Source organism: Polynucleobacter sp. JS-Polo-80-F4, assembly GCF_018881965.1.
GTDB lineage: Bacteria > Pseudomonadota > Gammaproteobacteria > Burkholderiales > Burkholderiaceae > Polynucleobacter.
This window is the reverse complement of sequence record NZ_JACVPI010000001.1, coordinates 1,545,558-1,563,455: the sequence shown is the minus strand read 5'-3', so window position 1 is coordinate 1,563,455 and position 17,898 is coordinate 1,545,558. Positions and strand designations below refer to the sequence as shown.

General features: G+C 46.1%; 10 protein-coding genes. 5 read left to right on the top strand and 5 right to left on the bottom strand.

Going from position 1 to position 17,898, the window contains the following annotated elements:
• Positions 1 to 5: 5 nt before the first annotated feature.
• The gene (aceF, locus tag ICN20_RS08000) at positions 6 to 1,610 is read right to left on the bottom strand and encodes a dihydrolipoyllysine-residue acetyltransferase (RefSeq protein WP_216239384.1); all 1,605 of its coding nucleotides are present in this window, start codon (positions 1,608 to 1,610) and stop codon (positions 6 to 8) included.
• A 15-nt stretch (positions 1,611 to 1,625) separates the two neighbouring features.
• On the bottom strand, positions 1,626 to 4,322 hold the full coding sequence (aceE, locus tag ICN20_RS07995) for a pyruvate dehydrogenase (acetyl-transferring), homodimeric type (protein ID WP_216239383.1): 2,697 nt from the start codon (positions 4,320 to 4,322) through the stop codon (positions 1,626 to 1,628).
• A 204-nt stretch (positions 4,323 to 4,526) separates the two neighbouring features.
• On the opposite strand from aceE, the gene ICN20_RS07990 reads away from it, so the two are divergent.
• From ICN20_RS07990 to ICN20_RS07970, 5 genes are all read left to right on the top strand, one after another.
• Positions 4,527 to 7,049, top strand: coding sequence for a PAS domain-containing sensor histidine kinase (locus ICN20_RS07990; RefSeq protein ID WP_216239381.1), 2,523 nt, complete (start codon positions 4,527 to 4,529; stop codon positions 7,047 to 7,049).
• A gap of 24 nt (positions 7,050 to 7,073) precedes the next feature.
• On the top strand, positions 7,074 to 7,721 hold the full coding sequence (locus tag ICN20_RS07985) for a response regulator transcription factor (protein WP_216239380.1): 648 nt from the start codon (positions 7,074 to 7,076) through the stop codon (positions 7,719 to 7,721).
• A gap of 15 nt (positions 7,722 to 7,736) precedes the next feature.
• Positions 7,737 to 8,591: a bifunctional methylenetetrahydrofolate dehydrogenase/methenyltetrahydrofolate cyclohydrolase FolD gene (folD, locus tag ICN20_RS07980; RefSeq protein WP_216239378.1), complete on the top strand. Its 855-nt coding sequence runs from the start codon at positions 7,737 to 7,739 to the stop codon at positions 8,589 to 8,591.
• 67 nt (positions 8,592 to 8,658) lie between these two features.
• Positions 8,659 to 10,785: a M3 family metallopeptidase gene (locus tag ICN20_RS07975; protein WP_216239375.1), complete on the top strand. Its 2,127-nt coding sequence runs from the start codon at positions 8,659 to 8,661 to the stop codon at positions 10,783 to 10,785.
• Positions 10,786 to 10,835: 50 nt separating this feature from the next.
• Positions 10,836 to 11,627, top strand: a complete 792-nt coding sequence (locus ICN20_RS07970) for a hypothetical protein (RefSeq protein ID WP_216239374.1) — start codon at positions 10,836 to 10,838, stop codon at positions 11,625 to 11,627.
• Between the two features lie 125 nt (positions 11,628 to 11,752).
• On the opposite strand, the gene ICN20_RS07965 is transcribed toward ICN20_RS07970, so the two are convergent.
• The 3 genes from ICN20_RS07965 to ICN20_RS07955 are packed head-to-tail and all read right to left on the bottom strand — an operon-like array spanning position 11,753 to position 17,813.
• Positions 11,753 to 14,881 carry an efflux RND transporter permease subunit gene (locus ICN20_RS07965; RefSeq protein ID WP_216239372.1) on the bottom strand — a complete coding sequence of 1,043 codons (3,129 nt, stop codon included), beginning with the start codon at positions 14,879 to 14,881 and terminating at the stop codon, positions 11,753 to 11,755.
• Positions 14,882 to 14,883: 2 nt separating this feature from the next.
• Positions 14,884 to 16,137 carry an efflux RND transporter periplasmic adaptor subunit gene (locus tag ICN20_RS07960; RefSeq protein ID WP_216239370.1) on the bottom strand — a complete coding sequence of 418 codons (1,254 nt, stop codon included), beginning with the start codon at positions 16,135 to 16,137 and terminating at the stop codon, positions 14,884 to 14,886.
• Positions 16,134 to 17,813: an efflux transporter outer membrane subunit gene (locus tag ICN20_RS07955; protein WP_216239369.1), complete on the bottom strand. Its 1,680-nt coding sequence runs from the start codon at positions 17,811 to 17,813 to the stop codon at positions 16,134 to 16,136. Before ICN20_RS07955 ends, ICN20_RS07960 begins: the two co-directional genes overlap by 4 nt.
• Positions 17,814 to 17,898 lie beyond the last annotated feature (85 nt).

Here is a 17,898-nt window from a genome sequence, read left to right as displayed (position 1 = left end):
CCCCCTTACAGACTAGCGCGACGGAAGTCGGCCAAGAGCTGAGCAATGTACACGTTAAAACGCGTAGCTAAGGCACCATCAATCACGCGATGATCCGCTGATAAAGACAATGGGCAAATGAGGCGTGGCGCAAATTGCTTGCCATCCCAAACTGGTTTCATAGCCGCCTTACTCACTCCCATAATGGCTACCTCTGGAGCATTGACGATAGGTGAGAAATACGTACCACCGATACCGCCTAGAGAGGAGATCGTAAAGCTAGCACCTTGCATCTGGTCTGGCTTTAATTTGCCATCACGAGCGAGTGCCGCCAAATCAGAAGTTTCTTTAGCCAACTCAAAGATGCCTTTCTTATCAGCATCTTTAATAACTGGCACAACCAATCCGGTTGGAGTATCTGCTGCAAAACCAATATTGAAGTATTTCTTCAAAATCAGATCATCTCCATCCAAAGAGCTATTGAACTCTGGATACTTTTTCAATGCAGCTACTGCAGCTTTCATTAAGAAAGCGAGCATGGTGATCTTGACGCCCTTCTTCTCATTCTCTTTATTGGTGAGAACACGGAAAGCCTCTAAGTCGGTGATATCAGCATCTTCGTGATAAGTCACAGCTGGGATCATTACCCAGTTGCGCCCCAAATTAGCAGCAGTGAGTTTCTTAATCCGGTTGAGCGGCTGACGCTCAATCTCACCAAACTTTGTGAAATCGACTTTCGGCCAAGGAATTAAATTCAAGCCACCTAAACTACCGCCAGTTGAAGCGGCTGCAGGGCTAGCTGCGCCACCACTCATGGCGGCCTTCACAAATGCCTGGACATCTTCCTGGGTGATGCGACCTTTAGGGCCAGATCCCTTTACCTGGTTAATAGTGACACCAAGTTCACGCGCAAACTTACGCACGGATGGGCTTGCATGACTAGCTGCAGCATCTACTGGTGGAGGTGTATTGCTGATAGGAGGGGGTGCTGGTGCGCGCGCGATTGGCGGTTCAACAGCCTTAGCTGCTCGAGCTGCCGGTGCTGCCATGGCTGCTGGTGCCGCTGATACGGATGCAGAGCCTGAAGCTCCGCCTTCCAAGATCACAACTACTGATCCTTCAGAAAGGTTGTCGCCTATCTTGACTTTGACTTCCTTCACAATGCCAGAGTGGGATGAAGGAACGTCCATGGTGGCTTTATCAGACTCCAGCACAACAATGGATTGCTCTTTCTCAACTTTGTCACCAGCTTTAACCAGAACTTCGATTACAGGCACATCTTTGTAATCACCGATATCCGGGACTTTGATTTCAATTGGAGCCCCGCCAGCGCTTGCAGGTGCTGGTGCACTGACTACAGTTGGAGTTGGGGCTGCAGCTGTAGTTGCAGCACCCTCTTCCAAAGTGATTACTAAAGATCCTTCAGAAAGGTTGTCGCCTATCTTGACTTTGACTTCTTTCACAATGCCAGAGTGGGATGAAGGAACGTCCATGGTGGCTTTATCAGACTCCAGCACAACAATGGATTGCTCTTTCTCAACTTTGTCACCAACCTTCACCAATACTTCAATGACTGGCACATCTTTATAGTCGCCGATATCCGGGACCTTGATTTCAATTATTTGACTCATAGTATTTGTCTCTTATCAAACCGTCATTGGGTTTGGTTTAGTAGTATCGATGTCGTACTTCTTAATCGCTTCAGCCAACTTAGAACGATCAAGCTGACCAGAGTCAACCAAAGATCTCAATGCAGTCAGAACTACCCAACGGCGATCTACTTCAAAGAAGTCACGAAGTTTTTCACGAGTATCGGAACGACCAAAGCCATCAGTGCCCAAGACTTCATAGCGACGACCCATATGCTGAATCGCTGGACGAATCTGCTCAGCAAACAAGCGGACATAGTCAGTAGCGGCAACGATTGGGCCTGAAGTATCTTTCAAGCACTTTTCAACATGAGACAAAGTTGGAGCAGTAGTTGGATTTAATAGATTGCTACGGTGTACCGCAGTCCAATCGCGTCCAAGCTCAGTAAAGCTTGGGCAGCCCCACAAGTCAGAAGCAATGCCCCAGTCTTTGTGGAGAATTTCTGCTGCCTCAATCACTTCACGGAAGATAGTTCCGGAACCTAAGAGCTGTACACGCAGCTTCGCCTTGTCATCACCAACTGACTTGAGCTTATACATGCCCTTGATGATGTCTTTCTCTGCACCCTTAGGCATTGCCGGATGTGAATAGTTTTCATTCATTAAGGTAACGTAGTAATAAACATCTTCCTGCACTTCCAGCATGCGACGCATACCATCCTGAATCACTACTGCCAATTCAAATGAGAAGGTTGGGTCATAGCTGATGCAGTTTGGTATTGCGCCACTCCACAAATGACTATGGCCATCTTCGTGCTGCAAGCCTTCACCGTTTAAGGTCGTTCTACCGGCTGTACCGCCTAGCAAGAAACCACGGCTACGCATGTCTCCTGCAGCCCAAGCTAAGTCGCCAATTCGCTGGAAACCAAACATTGAGTAGAAGATATAGAAAGGCAACATCGGTACGCCATGCGTAGAGTATGAAGTTGCAGCAGCGATCCAGTCGCACATACCACCCGCTTCGTTAATACCCTCTTGCAGAATTTGGCCAGTCTTGTCCTCTTTATAGAACATCAATTGATCGTGATCTTCTGGGGTGTAGAGCTGACCTAATTGATTCCAAATGCCGAGTTGACGGAACATGCCTTCCATACCAAAGGTACGGGACTCATCTGGAACAATCGGAACCACGCGCTTACCTAAGACTTTATCGCGTACTACCGTATTGAGCATGCGCACGAATGCCATGGTTGTGGAGATCTCACGACCCTCGCTAGTTGCCTCAAGCAATGCAGCAAAAGTTTCTAGTGAAGGCACCGGCAAGCTCTCGGCTTTAGTGCGACGCTGCGGCAAGTAACCACCCAACTCTTGGCGACGCGCCTTCATATACTCTAATTCGGGGCTACCTTCAGCAAACTTCACCAAAGGCATTTCATCTAATTGCTCATCTTTTACCGGAATCTCAAAGCGATCACGGAAACGACGTACGTCGTCGTCATTCATCTTCTTTGCTTGGTGAGCAATATTCATCGCCTCACCTGAGCCACCCATGCCATAACCTTTAATGGTGTGGGCTAGGATCACCGTAGGTTGCTTCTTGTGATTTACCGCTGCGTGGAACGCTGCATAAACTTTATGGGGGTCATGACCACCGCGATTGAGCTGCCAAATCTCATCATCGCTCCAGTCGCTTACTAAAGCTTTTAATTCCGGAGTGTTAAATACTGTCTCGCGAACGTAGCTGCCGTTCTTGGATTTCATAGTCTGATACTGGCCATCGACGATCTCGCCCAGGCGTTGCATCAAGATACCCTTCTTGTCGCGCGCAAAAAGAGCATCCCACTGACCGCCCCACACTACCTTGATCACGTTCCAACCTGCACCGCGGAACTCGCTCTCGAGTTCCTGAATGATGCTGCCGTTACCGCGCACCGGTCCGTCTAAGCGTTGCAAGTTGCAGTTAATAACGAAAATCAGGTTATCGAGTTTTTCACGGCCGGCCATGCCAATCGCACCCAATGATTCTGGTTCGTCGGTTTCGCCGTCACCCAAGAAAGCCCAGACCTTGCGACCCTGTTCCTGAATAAAGCCACGATCAGTGAGGTACTTCATAAAGCGAGCTTGATAAATCGCCATGATGGGGCCTAGGCCCATCGACACTGTTGGGAACTGCCAGAAGTCTGGCATCAACCAAGGATGTGGATAACTAGAGATGCCTTTACCGCCTACTTCTTGGCGGAAGTTATTGAGTTGACCTTCTTCGAGGCGACCCAACATATATGCACGTGCATACACACCTGGCGCTGAGTGACCCTGAACAAATATTAAATCTCCGCCATGCTCAGGAGATGGTGCATGCCAGAAATGATTAAAGCCCACGTCATACAAAGTAGCTGCCGACTGAAAAGAAGAGATATGTCCGCCAACGTTCGTATCTTTGTTTGCACGCAGAACCATCGCCATAGCATTCCAACGAGTGTAGGAACGAATGCGGTGCTCTACGTTTTGATCACCAGGTAAACGCGCTTGGTTTTCAACGGGAATGGTGTTGATGTAAGGAGTCTCAGCATGGAAAGGCTGCACTACTCCGTTGACACGTGCATGAGAAATTTGTTGGTCAATAAGATAGGCAGCTCTTTCAGGGCCCTCGTTGCGAATGACGCCGTCGAGCGCTTGCAACCATTCCTGAGTCTCCCCCGGATCAGCATCCTGCGGGTTCTGTTTACCTAATATTTGGTCTGGAACTGCTGCCATCTTTTGTCTCCATTAAATAGTGCTTAATTTGTCATTAACTCTATAGGCAATATTCTAGGAAGGTATATGGGTGTAAACAAGCAATTTTCCACATAATGATAATATTTCTCATAATGTGGTATTTTATTGCGCTGCAAATAAGAGACTCTTCAATAGGCAAGATTGCAGTTCAGAGTGGGTAAATAAGGCAAAATCATCACATTCATGAAAAAAACGGCCTTTTCCGGACTAATCCTCAGTCCCATCAGATGGCTCCGCAAAATACGCGGATTTAGGATTGTTTACACACCATTACTTGCGATTGTTCTGTTTACGGCAGTAATGGGCATTATTTTGGGCACACTGCATTTGCAGGAAAAGACCCAGCAAGAGGCCGCTCTATTTAGAGAGCTCTCTTTTGCCAAACAACGAATTCAAACTCGCTTTGCTAGCAATCTTGATGCATTGACCACTATCAATCGAGAAGTTGCAGCTAGTGAAGATCGGGTTAAGTTAAGGCAAATTGCTCGAGAGCAAGCAGAAGATCTCGTTGTCAATAATCATGAAATTATCAAAATCATTTGGTTAAACAATAATCAACAGCGTGAATGGGTTGTTCCAGTTGAAAGCGGTAAATCCGACTGGATTAGCAAAACCCAAAACGATCAACTGATTAATTCCAGCCTTGCGTCAACAATCGAGCTGAGCCGCGTCACCAGTCGGGCAGCTTTCAGTCAATTTGTCTCTTTAAACCTCCCGGGTTATGAACTAATCTCTGCAGAGAGAAGAATCGTTTTATGGCAAGTAGTTCCTAATATTGTTGGCGGAGAAATAGTTGGATTCTTAGCAGCCCTCTACACCACGCAAGGCATATTAGATGTCATTCCGGGAGAGCTGAAATCGAATTACCGCTTCACCCTACTCACTGATGATGAGAGAGTATTGGGCATCTCTTCTGACAAGAACACTCCGAAAAGAGCGTTTAGCAATCAAACAAGCTTGGATATTGGAGTCTTAAGCCCCAACCTCACTTTACGTATTGATACCTACCCTCCGCCAACCAATCTGACCTTCAGGATGTTGATTGGGGTTGTGCTCGGATTGAGTGCCTTCGTGGTTTGGAGTCTGTGGTCAGTTCTCAAACAGATGCAAGTGCGTCAAGAGGCCGAAGCGAGTCTTCGTGCAGAAACAAGATTTCGTAATGCCATGGAGAACTCCACTCCAGTGGGTATTCGTGCGCACGATATGCAAAAGCGCATCACTTATGTGAATCGAGCATTTTGTGAAATGACGGGCTGGACCGCGGAAGAGCTAATAGGACTTACTCCGCCATTTCCATTTTGGCCTGATAGCAGAAGAGATGAGCTCGTCGAGAAGATGAATCGGGCGATGAAATCAGAGATTAATCTCATGATGAGGGTTGGCATTGAGGGTGCGATCTTAAAGCGAGACGGCACCTTAATTCAGACGCGTACTTTTATTGCTCCCCTGATTAATGAAAAGGACAAGCAGACTGGTTGGGTGACCTCTCTGATTGATATTTCGGAGCCTAAAAAGATTCGTGAAGAATTGGCTGCCTCTCAAGAACGCTTCACCACTGTTTTAGAAAGTCTAGATGCAGCTGTGTCCGTAGTCTCATTGGAGACTAACGCCCTACTATTTGCCAATCGTTTTTATCGAGAGCGCTTTGGGGATGACTCCAAAGGTCATTACCAGCTAGCCGGCAGTGATTCAACTAACACAACGATGCGAGATATTGCCGAGGATCTAGAGGACTCTCCACCTGGAATTCCAACATCATTCTTATACCAAGATTCCGAATCGGAAGAAGTTCAGCTCAACGACGATAGCAATCAATGGTTTGAAGTGAGACGTCGCTTTATCCCATGGGTTGACGGACATCTTGCGCAATTATTAATTGCCACCGACATTACCGCTCGCAAAGAAGCAGATGATTTGGCATTACAACAACAGGAGCGTATGCAGTTCACTAGCCGTCTCACTACGATGGGTGAAATGGCATCCTCTTTAGCTCACGAATTAAACCAACCTCTTTCAGCCATTTCCAACTACTGCATGGGTGTTGCGAAACGTTTAGAGGGCAACTTAGAGCCTGCATTGAATAAAGAAATCTTGCCCGCTCTCGAGAAGGCTTCTGAACAGGCGCATCGAGCGGGCACCATCATTCAACGTATTCGCGGTTTTGTAAAACGTAGCGAGCCTCAACGTAAAGAATCCAATATTGCCGAAATCATTAATGATGCCGTTGGCTTGGTGGAAATTGAAGCTCATCGCCATCGCTTAACCATTGCCTCTGAAATTACTGAAAATCTACCGGTAGTCAATCTCGACCCAGTCCTGATCCTGCAGGTTGTAGTCAATCTACTCAAAAATGCACTAGATAGCGTTCGTGAGGCATACCCCCTCTCCTCCCGTTGGTCGGCTCCGCCAGTGCGGATTAGTGCAGATTTAGACACCAGCATTTTCCCGGCCATGCTCCGAATCCAAGTCTCCGATACCGGGGGCGGCATCTCTGAAAACGTACTGGAACGCATGTTTGAGCCGTTTTTCAGCACAAAATCGGATGGAATGGGCATGGGACTCAATATTTGCCGCTCTATTATTGAATCCCACCATGGCAGGCTATGGGCTACCAACGTCCAAGACTCAGAACAGACTAAGCTGGCGGGCTGCACCTTTACAATACTTCTACCCCTGGAATCGACGCAACCCAAGGCCAATGTTTAACGGATTTACCTCACGAGAACTGATATGAACTTAAGCACTGCTGCAAAACCAAACCAAGCTGAAGTGGTCTATGTAGTTGATGATGATGAAGCAGTCAGAGACTCGCTTACTTGGCTCTTAGAAAGCAATGGTTACGTTGTCCGCTGCCATGCAAGCGCAGAACGCTTCTTGCAGTCTTTGCAAAGCACTGATAAGTCCACTATCTCTTGCGCCATTTTGGATGTGCGCATGCCTGGTATGTCTGGCCTCGAATTACAAGAGCGCCTCACGAGCGAAAACTTACCAATGCCAGTTGCTTTCATTACTGGTCATGGTGATGTCTCCATGGCAGTCTCCACCATGAAACGTGGTGCAGTAGATTTCATTGAAAAACCTTTCAAAGAAAATGATCTGTGTGGTTTGGTAGACCGTATGCTTGCTAAAGCACGAATTGATTATTCACAAGCTAGTCAGCGCAAGATTACCCAGAGCTTGCTCAGCAAGTTGACTGGACGTGAGCGTCAAGTTCTAGAGCGCATTGTTGCTGGTCGCTTAAATAAACAAATTGCTGATGATCTTGGCATTTCTATTAAGACTGTTGAGGCACACCGTGCCAACATCATGGAAAAGCTCAACGTCAATACGGTTGCAGACCTGCTCCGCTTGGCTTTATCTGATCCTCAGCCTAATTAATTACTGGGGTTCTCAATGCCAGCTCAATTATTAGACGGAAACGCCCTTTCTAAAAAACTACGCACAGAGATTGCTGCACGCGGCGCTATTGTTACCGCCAAAGGCACAAGACCTGGTTTAGCAGTGATTGTGGTTGGCGATAATCCTGCCAGCGCGGTATATGTGCGTAACAAAGTAAAAGCCTGTGAAGATGTTGGCTTTCATTCTGTTTTAGAGCGCTACTCTGCTGAATTAGGTGAAGAAGAATTACTCGCTCGTATTGCCACCCTCAACGCGGATCCTGCGATACACGGGATCTTGGTACAACTCCCTTTACCAGAACATATTGCATCTGAGCGTGTTCTTGAGGCGATTGCCCCGGAAAAAGATGTGGATGGCTTTCACGTTGCCAATGCTGGCGCCTTGATGGTTGGCCAACCAGAGTTCAAACCCTGTACTCCCTATGGATGCATGAAGATTCTGGAAAGTATTGAATACCCCATTCGTGGCGCTCGTGCGGTAATTGTTGGCGCCTCTAATATCGTAGGCAAGCCTATGGCAATGCTGCTGCTGCAAGCTGGTGCAACTGTCACTATTTGCAACAGCAAGACACGTGACTTAGCCCACCATACAAAAGACGCCGATATTTTGGTGGTCGCAACAGGCAAACCTAAAATGATTTCCGGTGATATGGTGAAGAATGGTGCCGTTGTCATTGACGTTGGTATCAACCGCCTGCCGGATGGCAAATTGTGTGGCGACGTCGATTTTGATGCGGCCAAATATGTAGCTGGCTGGATTACCCCTGTTCCTGGCGGTGTTGGTCCAATGACCATCACTATGCTGCTCATGAACACCCTGGAAGCTGCTGAAAAGGCCGCCAAGCACTAACCGACTTGGCGCTAAGGATTTACTGGGACTTTTGGCAAAATTGCTCCCAGTCCATTAAGCTAGAGGGATGACTACATCCCTCACAAATAGCCTCCCCGCCGAACTACAAAACAACCCCCTAACCACTTTTGGGCGTGGTATTGCCGCGTATTCAGAAGTCAAGCCTGAGCATATTGCGCCTGCTATTGAATACCTCCTCAAGCATGCGCAAGATGCGGTTGATCTAGCTGTTAATCCAAGCACTCCATCTACCTGGGATGACTTAGCCGAACCCCTGGAAGATGCTACAGAATCTTTAGGCAGATCTTGGGGCGTGATCTCTCACCTCAATAGTGTTGCGGATACACCAGGGTTGCGTGCTGCCTATGGTGAGATGTTGCCTAAGGTCACAGCCTTCTTCTCAAGCCTTGGACAAAATTTAGAGCTCTACAAAAAGTTTAAAGAATTGAGCAAGGCCCCTGACTTTTCAAAGCTGAGTTCAGCGCAGAAGAAGGTAATTGAAAACTCCCTGCGAGATTTTCGTTTGGGTGGCGCAGAGCTTAGTGATGCTGATAAGCCTCGCTTTTCCCAAATTCAGGATGAGCAAGCAACATTAGGCAAAGCCTTTTCGGATCATGTATTAGATGCTACTGATGGTTTTGTTCATCTGATCGCCGATAAATCTGAATTAATAGGCCTGCCTGAGGATGCGATTGCCGCTGCCGCCGACACTGCCCAGCAGAAGAATCTGCAGGGCTGGGCTTTTACGCTGCACTTCCCCTCCTACTACCCCGTCATGCAGTACTCGGAGAACCGCGCGCTACGTCGCCTCCTGTATGAAGCCTATGTAACTCGGGCTTCAGAGCTGGCTCCCCAGTTTGCCAAGGGCAAATTGGATTGGGACAATACTCACAATATGTTGGAGCAGTTAAGACTACGTGATGAAGAAGCACGCATGCTTGGCTTCAAAAATTATGCAGCCCTAAGTTTGGCGCCGAAGATGGCTAGTAGCGTTGAAGAAGTAGATTCTTTCTTGACTAACTTTGCGCAGAAGGCAAAACCCTTTGCATTAAAAGATTGGCAAGAGCTCTCTGAGTTTGCCAAGACTGAACTCTCCATTACCGATGGATTGGAACCATGGGATGTTGCCTTTGCGTCAGAAAGATTGAAGCAAGAGCGTTATTCTTTTTCTGAGAATGAGCTCAAGCAATATTTTCCACTACCTAAAGTATTGGATGGACTCTTCCAAGTCATTCAGACATTATTTGGCGTGAAGATTGAAGCTGCTGACTTGCCTACATGGCATGCAGATGTGCAATCCTTCTCAGTGAAAAATGCCAGGGGTAATATCGTCGCTTATTTTTACCTAGACCCGTACGCACGTCCAGGTAAGCGTGGTGGGGCCTGGATGGATGATGCCCGTGGTCGTAGAGTACTGCCTAATGGCGAGATTCAGGTCCCTGTAGCGTACTTAGTATGCAACTTTGCACCGCCAGTTAAAGTAGACGGTGTTTTACGCCAGCCCACCATTACTCATGATGATGTGATTACCCTCTTCCATGAGAGTGGTCATGGTTTGCATCACCTCTTGACTCAAGTTAGTGCCTTAGGTGTATCCGGCATCAATGGTGTTGAGTGGGATGCCGTAGAGTTACCAAGTCAGTTTATGGAAAACTTCTGCTGGGAATGGGAGGTTTTAGAAAAGATGACAGCGCATGCTGAGACAGGCAAACCACTCCCTCGAGAATTGTTTGACAAGATCCTGGCAGCCAAGAACTTCCAGAATGGCTATATGACTCTGCGTCAGATTGTGATGTCATTAACGGATTGGCGTCTGCACGCGAGCTTTGATGCAAAGAATGCCCAAGGCCAAGCGGTGCTGGAACTATCTAGATCAATCGCTGATCAGTTCAACGTTATTCCGCAACCTAAGATCTCACGCTGGATTAATACTTTTAGCCATATCTTTGCTGGTGGATATGCAGCTGGTTACTACAGTTATAAGTGGGCCGAAGTGCTATCTGCCGATGTCTACTCTGCCTTTGAAGAGGCGGCAAAAATCACTGGTAGCGTCTTGGATGAAAAAACAGGCACTCGTTATCGCGAAGAGATTTTAGAGGTTGGTGGCAGCCGCCCTGCTGCTGAATCCTTTAAAGCCTTTAGAGGCAGAGAGCCCAGTATTGATGCTTTGCTACGTCATGGCGGGCTCACCTAACCACAAGATGAATGGTTTCAACCCTTAAATAACTGATCTATACATACTCAATGAGCCTCTTCACTACTGAATTACTAATATTGATTGTCGCAGTAACACTCATAACTGCTGGTGTTGCTTATGCGATTTACTGGGCGCTCAATGACTCGCCAATAGCTCGATGGCTTCATGATTCAGATGCGGTTGTGCCATCATTTCTATCAATCACTTCCTTTATCTTTGGCCTTGCGATTTCGACTTTAGCGGGCTATTCATTTGATCATCATCAGTCAGCCATTTCAAACTTAATCACTGAATCAAATGCGATCGAAACTATTATTAGTACGGCAACTATCCTCCCTAAGAAAGATCAAATAGAGATCCACTCAGGACTTAAAAATTATTTATCTGCAGTCATTGAAAAAGAATGGCCTGCTATGGAGAGTAGAGATGTTAGTAAACGGGAAATTGCGACCCCTGAATTTATGGCTTTAAATAAAATTATTAGTGATATCGCCTATCAACCCAATCAACGAAGCAGCGTCGAGAATCAGCTACTGTCAGCCATCGGAACCATGCGCCATGACAGACAAATTAGGCAATCACTGGCATATGACAACGATAGCTTAAAAAAATGGCCATCGATACCAGTCTTCTCATTCTTGCTGCTGTTGTCGGTCGGCATAGTCCACCTGGGAAGCATTAAGGCAATGAAAGTGTCTTTATCGATCGCCTCATTGTGTATTGTGACGGCAGTCATCTTTCTATTTATCGGTGTGTCACCCTACCGCGGCTGGAATCCAGTGGAGCCCCTTAAACTCCAAGAATCTTTGCGCATGTTTGATAGTCTGAAGACTAATTAAGATATTGATACTCGGTGCGGTTTTCATAATGGCAGTAACTTAAGAGTTGATGACAAAGAAAAAGCCACTTTTTGAGTGGCTTTTTCTTGAAACGCATTTTTACTTAAATGGGAATTGATCTGCCATTAAACACTCTTATTGGCTTTCTTATTGGCACGGTTTTCAAAGAAGGTTTCAATCTCCACATAGAAGATGGGGACCAATGCGACCGCAAGGCAGGTTGAAGCGATCATGCCGCTAAACACCGTAATACCCAGAGATATACGTGCAGCTGCACCAGCACCAGTAGATGTTAGCAAGGGCATAACACCCAAAATAAATGCAATCGATGTCATAACGATTGGTCTAAAGCGCTCTCTAGATGCCTCTAGAGCTGCATCTACGAAACTCATACCCTTATGTCTGCACTCAATGGCGACTTCAACAATCAAAATCGAGTTTTTACAAGAAAGAGCAATCATTAGCACTAGGCCAATCTGAACGTAAATATTATTTGGCAGTCCAGTAAGCAGTAAAGCCAAGACCGTTCCCGATAAAGAAAGCGGAACTGCCGTTAAAACAGCTAGCGGCGCTATCCAAGTCTCATATTGGGCTGCAAGCACCAAGTAAACCAACAAGATCGAAAGTGCAAAGATGAGGATGACGGTATTACCTACCAAATTTTCTTGATAGGACATGCCGGCCCATTGGTAGGTGACGCCATCTGGCAAAGTTTTAGCTACTTGTTCCAGGGCCTTCATCGCCTGTCCAGAGCTATAGCCATCATTGGCCGCTCCAAGGACCGCAGCAGACGGATAAAGCTGGAACTGTGACGCAAAGGCAGGCCCAGTAGTGTCTTTAACATCAATAAAGGATCCCAGTGGCACCATGTTGCCACTCTTATTTTTGACATAGAGACGATTTATCTGCTCTATAGCATTACGATATTTGCCATCGGCCTGCACATACACTTGGTAGGTTTGGCCGTATTTAAAGAATTGATTTACGTAGGAAGATCCTAGATAGGATTGCAATACATCATAAGCATCGCCAATATCGACACCAAAAGTTTCGGCTCTACCTATATTAAAACTCAGCTGTAGCTGCGGCACATTATTTTGGAATGGCGTAAAGATCATCATGATCTCTGGATGTTTTTGTGCTTCAGCAATAAAAGCCTTAGTAGCGGCATCTAACTTTGCAAAGTTATTACTGCCATCCGTCAGCATTAATCTCAACTCAAAGCCACCCGATAGACCCAAACCAGGAATAGCTGGTGGCAGAAGCACAAACGACTTAAGTTCTTGAACCTGCTTGAGCCCTTGATTCATATTGTTATAGATATCACGCAGGCCCTCACCCTTGCCTCGCTCATCCCACTTCTTCATAATGACATACAGGCCACCAGCATTAGACTGGGAGCTACTGTTGTTCAGTAAATTAATGCCGCCGATCACCACAACTGTATCAACACCAGGAACCTTCTTAATCACTTCAACCGCTTTTTTCATGCCCTCTTCAGTACGCTGCAAAGAGGCTGCGTCAGGCAAGGTAGTTGATACGACTAAATAGCCTTGGTCTTCGTTTGGAATAAAGCCTGTTGGGACAAACATCAAACCAATGAGAGAGGCAACAATAATTCCAATACCCACCATTGAGGCCTTAGCTCGATTCTTCATCAAGCCTTCAATCTTGTGCCCATACCAAGTTGCCAAGCGATTGAAATACAAATCAAATTTTTGATAGAGCTTATTTTTAACCGCATTAGGGTCAATTGGTTTTAAATACTGGGCTGACTGGGTTGGCTTCAGAGTGATCGCATTAATACCGCTAATTAAAGCTGTGGCTGCAATCACCAAGGCAAACTGTCGATACATTTGCCCGGTAATACCCGCAATAAATGAAGCGGGGATAAACACCGCCATTAATACCAAGGTAATACCGATGATCGGACCCATCAAAGCAGTCATGGCATCAATCGCACCTTGCTTAGGATCTTCGCCCTCTTCCACCTTCTTAGATACTGCCTCAACGACCACAATCGCATCATCCACCACAATACCGATACACAACACGATCGCAAACAAGGTAAGCAAGTTGATTGAGAAGCCAAGAGCGGCCATACAAGCAAATGCGCCAATAATCGTGACAGGCACGGTTGTGGCAGGAACCAGCGTAGCACGCCAGTTCTGCAAGAAGATCATGATCACTAGCAAAACTAGGATGCCTGCCTCGTAGAGCGTTTTATAAACCTCATGAATTGAGGCCTTCACAAACATCGTGGTATCAAATGGAATGGCCCAAGAAACTTCTTTTGGAAGTGTCTTGGCGATACTCTTCATTTCATCTTGAACTGCTTGTGCAGTTGCAATGGCATTAGCGCCAGGCATTTGATAGATAGCAATACCACCTGCAGGCTGTTCATCAATCTTGAAGAATTGACTGTAGTTCTGACTACCCATTTCAATTCTGGCGATATCTCTTAAGTAAGTTATTTCCGCCTTATTGCCTGCCTTGACAACAATTCTGCCAAACTGCTCAGGGGTTGTCATAGCGCTAGTGACATTGAGTGTCAGCTGAAAATCTTGGCCCAATGGTGTTGGTGGGGCGCCAATTTGACCGGCTGTGAGCAGCACGTTTTGCCGATTAATGACCGCAATAACATCACTTGGAGTGAGATTGCGCATCTTGAGCTGGGCTGGATCAAGCCAAACTCGCATACTGTAGTTACCGACGCCAAAGACGTTAGCAGCAGCCACACCTGGTATACGGGCTAAGCGCTGTTGCAGCTTGAGGTTTGCCAAGTTACTTAAAAATAAGCCGTCATGGTTTGGATTGGATGAAGTCAGGGTAACGAACTGCAAAATGGCAGTCGATTGTGTCTTCGTAGTAACACCCTGCTTTTGCACTGCCTGAGGCAATGAGGGGAGCGCAATAGCCACCCGATTTTGTACGTTAACCTGGGCTAAATTTGGGTCTGTTCCAACCTTAAAGGTAACGGTTAGCGTGTAGTTTCCGTCATTGGTGGATGCAGACTCCATATAGAGCATCCCATCCACACCATTGACCTGAGTTTCAATATTGCTAGCAACCAATTGCTGAACAAGCGTAGCACTTGCGCCTGGATATCTTGCGGTTACCTGAATCGTAGGCGGAACAATATTCGGATACTGAGCAATCGGCAGGCCATTAATGGATACAGCTCCAATCAACAACATGACTAGAGCAATCACATTGGCCAGTACCGGCCGTTCAATAAAAAATTTAGAGAGCATAGTTATCGGGCTGGCATTGCCTCAAGCGTGACCTCTGTTGGTTTAGCAACCTGATTAATACTGAGATTGATAAATCCATTAATAACTACCTTACTAGTATTCGTTAGACCTTTAGTAATCTCAACATTCTTTTCGAAGCGCTGGCCCAAAGTAATGTCTTGGCGTTGAGCGCGCATTGCCTCATCTAAAACAAAGACATAGTCACCTACTTGATCTGTCATTACAGCAGTCTTGGGTAACAACAAGGCTTGTCTTGGGGGGCCATACTGGGCCATGACACGTGCATACAATCCAGGGATCAACTCATACTTCTCGTTTTTAAAGATTGCGCGTAATTGCAAGGATCCAGTATCGGTTGAAATTAAATTGGCAGCGTAATCCAAAACGCCCTCAAAAGGATATCCAACTTCACCCTGCAGACCTGCATAGATAGGCAAAGTATTGACTTCAGACTTGCGTTCTGCATTTGCATCTTGACCCTTTTGAAACTTTAAGTAATCCCTCTCATTAATAGAGAAGTAGACATAAATTGGTGAGATCTGCTGAATGGTGGAGAGTTGAACGCCTTTGGTAGTGCTATCTAAATAGGTGCCGACATCCAATAAGTGTCTTCCCATAAGCCCATCAAATGGTGCCCTGATTTCGGTATAACCCAAATTAATCTTTGCGAGGGTTAAATTAGCTTCCGATTGCTGAAATTGGGATAAGGCTTTATCAACGGCAGCCTGAGAGGTTGCATTTTCTTTCAGCAAAGATTTCTGTCGGCCATACTCAAGCTTCGCTTCGGTATAAATTGCCTGCTTTAATTTCACCTCTTGTATATATTGGTCTTGCTCAATGACAAATAGAAGATCGCCCTTCTTGACCATCGCTCCGTCAGCGAAACCAATCTTAGTGAGATAACCCTTAACCCGTGCATCCAGGTTTACGGTGAGGTATGGGTCTACCAAACCATCAAAAGTTGCAAAGCTACGAATCTCTTGAGAAAGCGGTTGCGCAGTGGTCACTGGAATTGGCATCTGCTTCACTTCTTTGCCACAGGACTTCAAACAAATAATCACAATCAAGGCGATCAGAACACAGAAAGATACGCCAATCGTCCGAGGTGAAAGTTTCTTTTTGAGAATAGGAATTTCAACCGTACTCAATTTTCCAAGGAACGTATTCCACTTTCCTAAGAGCGAACCCCATAGAATTACAAGCTTCTCCCATAAGGGCATCAGCAAAAGTTTGGCTTTTATTAATAGTTCTTTCATGGCGCAGTACTTCCCTGATTCGGCGTAATAGGTGTGTTTGAGGGTGTGTTCGATTTTGCTGGCACTGCAGTTTGTGCAGGCTTTGAGGGATCCGGAGCATCTACCAAAAATTTTCCAACCTTAACTGTTAATGGGTCACCTGCTCTTGTCAAGACAGAACCCCAATCGGTTCGATCGGTCATATCAGCAATCATCTGGTCTGGTAATTTAGGAGGAGCCATGTCTGCAGTCCAGCCGCCGCCAAGCGCTTTAAAAGCGCCCACATAGCCGATGAGCTCATTAGATGAAGTTTGGACTAAAGAGTTTTGGATATTCAATAGATTCTGCTGTGCCGTGATCACCGTGGTGTAATCATTCTGCCCCGCCTTGTAACGCTCAAGAGCTAAATCTGCAGCACTTTGCGCTGCGATCACGCCGCGGGCTAAATCTTCTTTTGAACTTTTAGTGGTCGAGATAGTAATGAGCGAATCTTCAACCTCTTTCTGTGCATTCAATACTTGGTTTTGATAGGCCAAAAGGCTCTGCTGAAAGATAGCATCCTGTACTCGGACCTGATCCACGATCGCCCCCCGATAAAACAGCGGTAAGGAAATTCCAGCATTTACCCCAGTAGAGTTATTACCCCAACTAAATAAATTCGCAGAGGACAAAGTTCCGTAATTTGAGGTGGCATAACCAAAGATGCCAGTTAAGGTAAATGATGGGTATAGTTGCGCCTTACTTACGCCAATTAAGGCAGATTTAGAAGCAGCATCGAACTCAGCCTGAAGTACATCAGGGCGACGACGCAACAAGTCCCTTGGCATACCGACCCCCAGGGCAGTTGGAGGCTTGAGAGTTCCTTTGGTGTTTCCGTAAGTCTTTTCATAGTACTCAGGAGGCTCGCCAAGCAAAATACTCATGGCATGCTGATTCTTCTTTAAATTCGCGATCAATGCTGGAATCTGGGCCTTTGTCTGTTCATACTGGGCTTGTGCTTGACTCAGGTCTAACATCGAAGTGGCGCCATATTTAAAACGGGCGCCTGCAATACGTAAACTTTCCTTTTGCAAAGCCAGATTGGTTTTGGCAACCTCAATTAGCTCTTCATAGTTGCGAATATTGATATAGGTATTAGCGACGTCTGCAGTTAAAGAAACATCAGCCGAATAGTAGGCAGCAACCCCAGATAAATAAGAAGTCAAAGAACTTTGAATGCCGCGGCGATTCTTTCCCCAAAAGTCTAGCTCCCAACTCATTTGAATTAAGGCATTTTTAGAGACTAGATTATTAGAATCATTAATCGCCTCTTGAATTGCGCTATTGCGGCTATTCGAATAAGAGGCGGTTAGATTGGCGGATGGCAATAACGTAGCATCGCTCACTCCAAGTTGGGCCTGCAATTGATATATCCGCAAGGCAGTTTGCTGCAGCGTCAGGTTTTGAGCTGTTGCTTGCTTTAATAGGATATCGAGCGTTGGGTCATTAAAGCTCTGCCACCACTCTACGGGATCTAGAATCTTGTTTGAGTTTTCACCCAAAGATTCTGTAAATTCAGTTTGAGTGGTTGATTTATATTCATTCGCAGCTTTAACCGGAGGTCTTGCATAATCAGGACCAACCATCATGCAACCGGCAAGCATCAAAGTGCCGGAAATGATTAATGCATGTGTAATCGTGTTTCTAGTGAATAGCATTCAAGGGCTTTATTTTCAAACGGATTACTTGGCCTAAGGGCAAGAAATTATTGATATTTATCATAAGGATAAAGCAAGATTCAGA